We start from the raw sequence: 9,749 nt of genomic DNA, 5'->3' as shown, positions 1-9,749 counted from the left end.
TCATGAGCACTCAGCTCCGCAGAGCGGTCGCGTCCAGCTACCTCGGCAGTCTCATCGAGTACTACGACTTCCTCCTCTACGCCACGGCGAGCGCGGTGGTCTTCGGCAAGGTCTTCTTCGCCGACCTCGACCCGGCACTGGCCACGGTCGCCAGCTTCGGCACGTTCACCACCGGCTACCTCGCCCGGCCGCTCGGCGGCCTGATCTTCGGCCACTTCGGCGACCGGCTGGGCCGCAAGCGGATGCTCGTGCTGACCATGACCATGATGGGCGTCGCGAGCTTCCTCATCGGCCTGCTGCCCGGCTACGAGCAGATCGGCCCGATCGCCCCGCTCGGCCTGGTCCTGCTCCGCGTCGTCCAGGGCATCGCGGTCGGCGGCGAGTGGGGCGGCGCCGTGCTGATGTCCGCCGAGCACGCGCGGTCGCGCCGCGGGCTGTGGGCCGGCTTCACCAACGCCGGCGCACCGAGCGGCATGGTCGTCTCGACGCTCGCGATGTCCGCCACCGCCGCGCTCACCTCCGAAGCGGACTTCCTCGCCTGGGGCTGGCGGATCCCGTTCCTGCTCAGCATCGTCCTGCTCGCGGTCGGCCTGTTCGTGCGCTCGCGCGTCGAGGAAACCCCCGCGTTCCTGGCCGCCGACAAGGAAAAGCGTCGCCGGCTCCCAGTCGTCGCCGTGCTGCGCGACCACCCGCGCGTGCTGCTGCTGGGGATCGGCGTCGGGCTCGCCGCGTTCGTCGTCCAGGCCACGCTGACGACCTTCGTGCTCGCCTACGGCGTCCAGCAGGGACACCCGCGGCAGGACGTACTCAACGCCCTCACCCTGTCCTCGGCCTGCGCGGTGGCGGGGATCCTGCTGTGGTCGGCGCTGTCCGACCGGATCGGCCGCCGCCCGGTCGTCCTGGCCGGCGTGACCGTGATGGCGGTGTTCGGGTTCCTGCTCTTCCCGATGGTCCGCAGCGGCAGCGGGCTGCTGCTGGTCCTGGCGCTGGTGATCGGCCAGGGCGTGATCCACCCGATGATGTACGGGCCGCTGGCCGCCCTGTACTCCGAGCTCTTCGCCACCGAAAACCGGTACACCGGCGCGTCGCTGGGCTACCAGCTCGCCGGGCTCGGCGCCGGGTTCGCGCCGCTGATCTTCGCCCAGCTCCAGCGCGCCAACGGCGGCGGGACGACCACCCCGGTGTCGTGGACCATCGCCGCGTTCTGCCTGCTCTCCGCCGTGTGCATGCTGGCGCTGCGGGAGACCCACCGCCGTGACCTCACCCCCGAGCCGGGTGTCCCCACGGCCGCCCAGCGGGAAGGAAACCGAGGATGAGCAAGTGGCTCCGCCGGGTCGGCGCCCTCGTCGCGACGACGCTGACCGCGTTCGGCCTCACCACGGGAAGCACGGCACAGGCCGCCGCCCCCGCGCACTACACCGGGCAGCTGCCCGACGGCGCGAGCTGGGTGGCGGACGTGCCGTCCTCCTGGAACGGCACCGTCATCCTCTACAGCCACGGCTTCGGCCCGCTCGTGGCGCGCAACGCGCCCGACGAGCCGACCGGGCAGGCCCTGCTCGCGGCCGGCTACGCGCTGATCGGCTCGTCCTACAGCGGACCGTCGCTGTGGGCACTCGCCTCCGCCCCGCGGGACCAGTTCGCCTCCCTCGACGAGCTCGTGCGGAAGATCGGCGAGCCCCGCCGCACCATCGCGTGGGGCACGTCGATGGGCGGGCTGGTCAGCGCACTGGAAGCCGAGTCCGGCAACGGGCGGCTCGACGGCGCGCTGACCACGTGCGGCCTGGTCGCGGGTGCGCTGAACCTGAACAACTACCAGCTCGACGGCGAATACGCGTTGTCCCGCCTGCTTGCCCCGGCACAGCCGGTGAAGCTGGTCCGCTACGCGAACGCCCAGGAAGCGAGCGCGGCGGGCGCGGCGCTGACGAAGATCGTCACCGACGCCCAGGGCACCGCGGCCGGCCGGGCGCGGATCGCCCTCGGTGCCGCGCTGATCAACATGCCGCCGTGGCTGACCGGTGACGCACCGCCCGGCCCCGCCGACTACGCGGGCCAGCAACAGCAGCAGCAGCAGGCCTTGGCGCAGTTCGTGCTCGGGTTCGTGGTCTCCGGCCGCTACGAGATCGAACTGGCGGCCGGCGGGAACAGCGCGTTCACCCGCGGCGTCGACTACCGCGTACTGCTCTCCGGCAGCCCGCTGGCCCGGCAGGTGCGGGCGCTGTACCGCAGCGCGGGCCTCGACCTCGACGCCGACCTGGCCGAGCTGACCCGCCACGCGGACATCACGCCCGACGCCCACGCCGTCGGCACGCTCGCCCGCACCTCCACGGCGACCGGACGGCTCCGCGTCCCGGAGCTCGCCATCCACACCACCGCGGATCACCTGGTCCCGGTCGAGCAGGAGAACTGGTACGCCCAGCGGGTCCGCTCGGCGGGCCGGGAATCGTTGCTGCGCCAGGCTTACGTCGGCGCGGCCGGGCACTGCGCGTTCCGGCCGTCGGAGACACTGGCGGCGTTGCACGCCCTGGAATCCCGGATCGAAACCGGCCGCTGGCCCGACCTCCGGCCGGAGCGCCTCAACGCAGCCGCGGCCGAGCTGGGTGCACCGGGCCGCTACCTGCCCTACCGCCCGGCGCCGCTCACCGGCTCGGACCGCCGCTGAGGCAAGGGGCGGCCGCACTCCTCGGCGGCCGCCCCTTGCGCCACGGTAAATCACGACTTAGCCAACTTGCATTTGATGTTAATCGACGGGCGCCCTAGCGTGGCCGGTATGAACCTCACCGTCCTCGCGGCGTCCGGCCGGACCGGACTCGCCCTCACCCGGGAAGCCTTGCGGCGCGGGCACACCGTCACCGCGATCGCCCGGGATCCCGGACGCATCGCCCTCCCCGAATCAGCGCGGCTGCACAAGGTGGCGGGCGACGTCGAGGAGCCGGCGAGCCTCGCCGTCGCCGCCGGCTCGACCGTCCTTTCCGGACTCGGCACGGACCGGGCGGGCGTCCTCCTGGCGGGCGCCAAGGCGGCGGTCGCGGCCGGGCCGCGGCGGATCATCTGGCTCGGTGCGTACGGCACGGGCCGCTCGGCCGAGGTGGCGGGCGAAGCCGCCGGTGCACTCGCGAAGCTGCTGGGCGACCGGCTCGCCGACAAGGTCGAGGCCGACGCGACGATCCTCGCCGCCGGCGGCACGGTCTTCCACGCGGGCCTGCTCACCGACGGCCCGGAAAGCCCCCGGCGGCGCACGGTCGGGCTGGCATCGGGGCCCCCGCTCGACTTCGACGCGGTGATCAGCCGGGCGACCGTCGCCGCGGCGATGCTCGACGAGGCCGAGACACCACGCTTCCCGGCCACGATCGCCCTGCCGCTGCCCGCCTGAGCCGCACCTCAAGCGCCCCAATGTGGCCTTCGGTGCGCTCAACGCACCCAAGGTGGCCTTCGGTGCGTTGAACGCAACCAAGGCCACATTGGGGCGCTTGGGGCCGGGCCGGGGAGGGCAAGGCAGGGCCGGCGGTGGTGGGCTCAGGGGTCGGGGGTGATTTGCTCGAGGGCCGTCCGGACCTGGTCGCGGAGCCAGGCGTGGGCGGGGTCGGAGTCGTAGCGCTGGTGCCACGTGCAGCAGATCTCCGCCGACGGCGACTCGGCCGGGAGCGGGCGGGTGAGCAGGCCGAACGCGTCGATCAGCGGGCGGCCGAGGACGGCCGTGCAGGTGACCAGCGCGTCACTGCGCGCCGCCAGCTGCAACGCCGTCGCGAGGGTGGCCACCGAGGCGATCACCCGGCGGTGCAGGCCTTCCGCGGCCAGCACGTCGTCGATCGGCGCGGTGAGCCGGCCGCGGCGGGAAACCAGGACGTGCGGGTGCGCGGCGAACGCCCGCAGGTCGAGGCCCCCGGCCGCGGGGTGGCCCCGGCGCATCGCCACGACCAGGGGGTCGCGCCCGAGCACCTCGGACCGGAACTCGGGCAGGTCCGGCCGGGCGCCGCCGAGTTCCACGTCGACGCGGCCGTGGCGCAGGTCGTCCGTGTCGGCGGAGTGCTCGGCCAGCACCCGCAGCCGCACGCCGGGCGCCTGCTCCTGGAGCCGGACGGCCAGCACCGGGACCACCGAAGCGGCGAGCGCGTCGTGGCACTGGATCGTGAAGGTGCGGTCCAGTTCGGCGAGGTTCAGCTCGCGGGCCGGCTGCAGGACCTCCCGCGCGCGCCGGACCAGCCGGTGCACGTCCTCGCGGACGGCCACCGCGTACGGCGTGGGCACCATCGTGTGGCCGGTGCGGACCAGGATGTCGTCGCCGGTCACCGCGCGGAGCCTGCCGAGGGTCCGGCTCACTGCCGGTGACGACAAGTGCAGCCGCTCGGCCGCGCCCATCACGCTGCCCTCTTCGAGCAGCGCGTCGAGCACCGTCAGCAAGTTCAAGTCGAGTTGCACGCACGCAAGACAACCACAGGAGAAACCATGACCCAGGACCTGCTCGCCGCCACCACAGCCGCCGTCCGCGCGGCCGGGGCCCGGATGCTGACGCGCTACTCCCCCGCGTCCCGCCAGCTCGGCCTGCCCGAGTTGCTGAAGAGCTTGCACGACAATGATTCCGCCGTCGCCGAGGTGTTACGGCCGGCGTTGAGCGCGATCCGGCCGGAGGCGCGCTGGCTCGACGACGAACACGGGTCCGGGCCGCTGCCCGCGGGCGAGTGGTGGCTCATCGATCCCGTGGGCGGCAACGTCAACGCCGTGCACGGCATGCCCGACTGGAACATCGGGGTGAGTCTCGTGCGCGACGGCCGTCCGGTGCTGGCCGTGCTCTTCTTCCCGGTGCTCGACGAGCTGTTCACCGCCACCGAAGGCGGCGGCGCGCACCTGAACGGCGAGCCGCTGCGGGTCTCCGCCAAGACGGCGCTGGACGGTGCGCTGGCGGGCACGGGCCAGGCCCAGCCCGGCCACGGATTCCTCGACCGGATGGGGAGCTCGTTCACCGCGATGTCGGAGGCCGCGCTATACGTCCGGATCTCCGTGCCGGTGACCCACCAGCTCGCCCAGATCGCCGCCGGCCGGATGGACCTGCACTGGCAGTTCGACAACGTCCGCGCCCACGCCGCCGGCGTCCTGCTGGTCCAGGAAGCCGGCGGCGTCGTCACCGATCTCGACGGCGGCCCGTGGGATCTGACGAGCCGGGGTTATCTCGCCTCCGCGCCCGGCGTGCACGCCGCCGCGCTGAAAGTCCTCACCGCCTGAGCGCGACGCTCACCCGCCCAGCCCGAAGAAGGCGACGGCGGCCGCGGCCATGCCGGACGACGGCAGGCTGTGCCCGGCACCCTGGATGCTGTAGGCCTCGACCCGGACCGCGCCGGCGCTGTCGGCGTAGCGGCGGCGGTTCCAGTTGGCCTGCGGGGTGTCGGTGGACGTCGGCGTCTGGCTCAGGCCGAACACGTTGGTCCACTGCTCGATTTCCTCCTGCAGCAGCGAATACGGCACCAGCGTGTCGGCGGTGCCGTGCCACAGCTGGACGCGCGGGCGGGCACCGGTGTAGCCGGGGTAGGCCTGGCGGACCGCGTCACCCCACTGCTGGGGCGTGCGGTTCGCGCCGCCGCTGCCCGTGCACTTGCTCGACCACGGCGGGAAGTCCGCGGCGTTCGCGAAGCAGTTGAACGGCACGCCCATGAACGCCGCGCCCGCCTTGAACACGTCCGGGTAGAGCGCGAGCATCTCGTTGGTCATCATGCCGCCGGACGACGAGCCGGTGGCGAAGACGCGGTTCGGGTCGCCGCCGTAGCGCTGCTGGGCGTAGGTCACCATCGACACGATCGACACCGGGTCGCTGCCGCCGCCCCGGCGCTTCGCCGCGTCCGACCAGGTGTCGAAGCACTTGCCGAACCCGGCCTGCTGCTGGGCGCTGGGGTAGATCACGAGGAACCCGTACCGGTCGGCCAGCGAGGCGAATTCGCTGCCGGAATAAAACCCGGGTCCCGAGCCGCCGCACCCGTGCATCGCGACCACGATCGCGGGGTTGGCGGGCCGCGCGTCGGGCACGTAGACATGCATGCGCATCCCGCCCGGGTTGTTCCCGAAGCCGGTCACTTCCACCAGCGAAGCGGCCGACGCCGGGGCCGGGACCACGGCGGTGGTGACGGCCATCAGCAGGGCGCTGGCCATGGTCACGAACGCCGTTCTGAATCCACTCATCGGTGACCTCCGGTCGGCGATCCCCCCTCGCGCCTTGAGATTAGGCAGAGCACCGACGACCGTCAACAATTCATCGAGCATTTCCCCGGACCGAAAGTTTCGAACTCGGCGATGTTCTCGAAACGCCGGACAAATGACTGAAGATCGTCGTCAGAACAGCGAACAATCCGGCGCGGTAAGTTGGACGCCGGAGGTGGCGCATGCTCGAAGCGGCCGGCTGGGCGGAGGACGAGGGCGCGCCGGGCGTGCGGCCGGAGGCCCTGCTGCTCACGCTGTTCGGCGACCACGTGCTGGACCGCGGGATCGCCGTGTCGACCGGCGGGGTCATCGCCGCGCTCGACCGCCTCGGTGTCGGCGAACACGCGACGCGGGCCACGCTGAGCCGGATGAGCCGCCGCGACCTGCTGCACACCGTCCGCCGGGGGCGGCAGGCGTTCCTGGGCCTGACCGCGCACGGCACCGCCGTGCTGCGCGACGGGCAGCGCAGGCTCGACGGCGACGTCGTCGACCGGCACTGGGACGGCCGGTGGACGCTGCTGACCTTCTCGGTGCCGGAAAGCCGCCGCGCGGACCGGTACGCCCTGCGCACCCGGCTGGGCTGGTTCGGGTTCGGCCCGCTGCGCAGCGGGCTGTGGGTCTCGGCGTCCGCCGCCGACATCGCGCCGGCACTGGCCGAACTCGACCTGCTCGACCACGCCGAGGTGTTCCGCGCGGAACCGTTCATGTGGACCGACCCCGCGCGGATCGCCCGCGAAGCCTGGGACCTGCCCCGGATCGCGGCCGGCTACGAGCAGTTCCTCCGCCGCTGGAGCGGCAACGCGCCCGGCGAGCCCGGCGACGAACTGGCCTGCCGCATCCGGCTGGGCGCGGAATGGCTCCTGCTGATCCGCCGCGACCCGGTCCTGCCGCCGGCCCTGCTGCCGTCGGACTGGCCGGGCACGCGCGCCGCGGCGCTGTTCCGCTCCCGGCGTCAGCAGTGGATGCGCCCGGCCGAGGAGCTGGCGGGCGGGCTCCTGGAGAGCCTCGTCGAGGAATGACGCCCGACGGCGGTTGCCACGTTGCATGCCACGTTGCAAACTGGGGGTCCCGCTCCCCACCCCGGAGGTCGACGGTGACCGACTTCGATCGACGTGACGTGCTGCGTGCCCTCACCGCCCTGGGCGTGACCGGCGTGACCGCGAGCCTGTTCGGCGGCACCGCCGAGGCGGCCGGCCCGAGCCCGCTGGACCTGAAGTTCTCCGTCGCGGAGCAGTTCCGGCCGTTCGACCTGATCGCCCCGAACTTCGTCGAGCTCGACGCCCCCGCCCGCCCCGGCGCGCTCGTCCGGACCGGCATCCGGCCGAAGGCACCGTACGGGACGGTGACCGTGGAGGTGCGCGACGACGGCGCGCCCGTCGTCGCCGGACTGGCCGGGGCTGGGACTTCGGTGCTCGGCACCTACGACGCCGCGGCGGGCCGGGCGGGCATCGAGCTCACCACGGCCGGCGGCACCACCGTGGTCAAGACCGCCCCGGCGGACCTGCGGGCGCCGTTCGGCTTCGCCGTGGTGGTCAACGAAAACGCGGTCACGGTCCTGGCCGACCAGGGCACCGGCTGGCGGCCGCTGCTGACCGAGCGCGACCAGGTCCGGGCGCGGATCGACCTGCGCGACCCGGCCGTGCTGGGCCGGCTGGGCTACGCCTACGGCACCCGCGGGCCGGCGCGGCTGGGCCGGGTCCGGGCCGGGTACTTCGGCCAGGCCGGCGTCCGCGACCCCCACGTCGTGCAGTACGCCGACGGCCGGCCCTACATCCGCCACGGCAAGCTCTACCTGACGATGACCAACGCCGGTCTGGGGTTCTTCCAGCAGGCGCACTGGGCGGTGTGGACGCTCGACCTGGCCGACCCGACGAAGCTGGAGCAGGTGGCGACGCTGTTCTTCGCGCGCGACGGCGTCGTGCTCGGCGACCACGCCGGCCAGATCATCCGTGACGGCGACCGCTTCATCCTGCTGATGAGCTCTTGGGGCGACTTCGCGTTCAACGGCGTCCACGTGCGCCACACGGTCACCCGCGCGAATGTCCTGTCGGGCGTGCACGTCCTGCCCACCGAGCAGCTGCCGCTGCCGACGACGGTCAGTTCGTGGGACCCGGCCCTGACGAAGATCGACGGCCGCTGGCACATCGCGTTCGTCGAAAGCCCCGCCCAGCAACCGGCGTTCGTGTTCCACCCGGCCCTGGCGGCCGCCCCGCGCGGCGCGGACTACGACCAAGGGCTGACGCTGCTGGGCGCCGACCGGTCGGTCGACCAGACCGAGGGCACGATCCTACAGCGGGTGGGCGGCCGCTGGTACCTGTTCGCCAGCGACGGCGACGCCCGCGAATACCCGGTGTACGACTTGAGCTTGCGCAAGCTCGGCACGCTGAACGCACCGTACGGCACCAACATCCCGCACCCGATGCTGGTGAGGATCGGCAACCGCTGGTGGCTCCCGACGTTCGACGGCACCCAGTACGCCGAAGACGTCCTCGGCTACGGCGGCCACGGCGACTTCATCCTGATGCGGTCGAGCTAGCCGGGTAACCGGCCGGGCCGGCTCCTCCCGAATTGGCGAACCGCCGCCCGCGCCCGGGCTTCCCGGCCGGCGCGGGCGGCGGGGTTCACCGGTTGGAGGCGATGAAATACACCACGACGCCGATCAACGCGAGCACTTCGCTCAGCACGAAGGTCGAATAGCCGAGCGTCTGCAGTTTTCCGCGGGCTTCCGGCTGACGCGCGGTCCCATTGATGACGGCGGCGAAGATGAGGCCGACGCCGATTCCCGGGCCGATTGCCCCCAGCCCGTACCCGATGGCGGCGAGGCCGGGGTTGATGTTGACGGCCTGGGCCAGAACTGTGTCACTCATGGACATTCCCCTTCACATCGGTCCACGCGCACGCTCGCGTGGAACAGCGGGCTCGTGCGTCACACCGGACATGGATCAGGGCTGAACGAAGAGTTCGAAAACCGGAGAAGATCGTCGAATCGAGGCAGATCTCGCCGGCGGGCGGAAGTCTCGGTAACGAGTGGTCCGATCACCACCAGGATATCACGGGAAATCGGCGCCCGCCGCCAAGAAAGCGGCCGGATGGCCACCCCTGGGACCCGGTAACATGCCACCCATGGCCATCAAACTCGAGAACGTCGGCATCGCCGTTCGCGACCTCGAAGCAGCGATCTCCTTTTTCACCGACCTCGGCCTCACGGTCGTCGGCCGTGACACGGTCAGTGGCGAGTGGACCGACACGGCCGTCGGCCTCGATGGCAACCACGCCAAGGTGGCGATGCTCCAGACGCCGGACGGTCACGGCCGCCTCGAGCTCTTCGAGTACATCCACCCCGAAGCGATCGAGTCGAAGCCCACTCTTCCCCACGAGATCGGCATGCACCGCGTTGCCTTCTCGGTCGGCGACATCGACAAAGCCCTTGAGACAGCCGCGAAACACGGTTGCCGTCCGCTTCGCGGCGTGGCCACCTATGAGGACGTCTACAAGCTCACGTACGTCCGTGGTCCCAGCGGCATCCTCGTGATGCTCGCCGAGGAGCTGAAGAAGAACTGACGTCC

The 9,749-nt window shown here is 72.1% G+C and carries 10 protein-coding genes; 7 read left to right on the top strand and 3 right to left on the bottom strand.

Features of this window, described 5'->3' with window-relative positions:
- Nucleotides 1-2 precede the first annotated feature (2 nt).
- From ACLJQE_RS34720 to ACLJQE_RS34710, 3 genes are all read left to right on the top strand, one after another.
- Complete coding sequence (locus tag ACLJQE_RS34720) at nucleotides 3-1,316, top strand: MFS transporter (RefSeq protein ID WP_410643777.1); 1,314 nt, start codon at nucleotides 3-5, stop codon at nucleotides 1,314-1,316.
- On the top strand, nucleotides 1,313-2,659 hold the full coding sequence (locus tag ACLJQE_RS34715) for an alpha/beta hydrolase (RefSeq protein ID WP_410643776.1): 1,347 nt from the start codon (nucleotides 1,313-1,315) through the stop codon (nucleotides 2,657-2,659). The genes ACLJQE_RS34720 and ACLJQE_RS34715 overlap by 4 nt, the downstream gene beginning before the upstream one ends.
- A gap of 108 nt (nucleotides 2,660-2,767) precedes the next feature.
- Complete coding sequence (locus ACLJQE_RS34710; protein ID WP_410643775.1) at nucleotides 2,768-3,370, top strand: NAD(P)-dependent oxidoreductase; 603 nt, start codon at nucleotides 2,768-2,770, stop codon at nucleotides 3,368-3,370.
- A 143-nt stretch (nucleotides 3,371-3,513) separates the two neighbouring features.
- Here the strand turns inward: ACLJQE_RS34710 and ACLJQE_RS34705 are convergent, their stop codons facing one another.
- Complete coding sequence (locus ACLJQE_RS34705; protein ID WP_410643774.1) at nucleotides 3,514-4,416, bottom strand: LysR family transcriptional regulator; 903 nt, start codon at nucleotides 4,414-4,416, stop codon at nucleotides 3,514-3,516.
- Between the two features lie 27 nt (nucleotides 4,417-4,443).
- Between ACLJQE_RS34705 and ACLJQE_RS34700 the strand changes: the two genes are divergently transcribed.
- A complete protein-coding gene (locus ACLJQE_RS34700) occupies nucleotides 4,444-5,217 on the top strand; it encodes an inositol monophosphatase family protein (RefSeq protein ID WP_410643773.1) in 774 nt (257 codons plus the stop codon).
- Nucleotides 5,218-5,226: 9 nt separating this feature from the next.
- Here ACLJQE_RS34700 and ACLJQE_RS34695 read toward each other — a convergent pair whose 3' ends face one another.
- Nucleotides 5,227-6,165: an alpha/beta hydrolase family esterase gene (locus ACLJQE_RS34695; protein ID WP_410643772.1), complete on the bottom strand. Its 939-nt coding sequence runs from the start codon at nucleotides 6,163-6,165 to the stop codon at nucleotides 5,227-5,229.
- 200 nt (nucleotides 6,166-6,365) lie between these two features.
- On the opposite strand from ACLJQE_RS34695, the gene ACLJQE_RS34690 reads away from it, so the two are divergent.
- Nucleotides 6,366-7,202, top strand: a complete 837-nt coding sequence (locus ACLJQE_RS34690; RefSeq protein ID WP_410643771.1) for a PaaX family transcriptional regulator C-terminal domain-containing protein — start codon at nucleotides 6,366-6,368, stop codon at nucleotides 7,200-7,202.
- A gap of 74 nt (nucleotides 7,203-7,276) precedes the next feature.
- The gene (locus tag ACLJQE_RS34685) at nucleotides 7,277-8,719 is read left to right on the top strand and encodes a hypothetical protein (RefSeq protein ID WP_410643770.1); all 1,443 of its coding nucleotides are present in this window, start codon (nucleotides 7,277-7,279) and stop codon (nucleotides 8,717-8,719) included.
- A gap of 85 nt (nucleotides 8,720-8,804) precedes the next feature.
- Here the strand turns inward: ACLJQE_RS34685 and ACLJQE_RS34680 are convergent, their stop codons facing one another.
- Nucleotides 8,805-9,050: an ATP F0F1 synthase subunit C gene (locus ACLJQE_RS34680; RefSeq protein ID WP_086849931.1), complete on the bottom strand. Its 246-nt coding sequence runs from the start codon at nucleotides 9,048-9,050 to the stop codon at nucleotides 8,805-8,807.
- Nucleotides 9,051-9,297: 247 nt separating this feature from the next.
- Between ACLJQE_RS34680 and ACLJQE_RS34675 the strand changes: the two genes are divergently transcribed.
- A complete protein-coding gene (locus ACLJQE_RS34675) occupies nucleotides 9,298-9,744 on the top strand; it encodes a VOC family protein (RefSeq protein ID WP_410643769.1) in 447 nt (148 codons plus the stop codon).
- Nucleotides 9,745-9,749: the final 5 nt, after the last annotated feature.

The organism is Amycolatopsis sp. lyj-346, from assembly GCF_046548975.1.
Classification (GTDB): domain Bacteria; phylum Actinomycetota; class Actinomycetes; order Mycobacteriales; family Pseudonocardiaceae; genus Amycolatopsis.
This window is presented reverse-complemented; position numbering and strand designations above follow the sequence as displayed.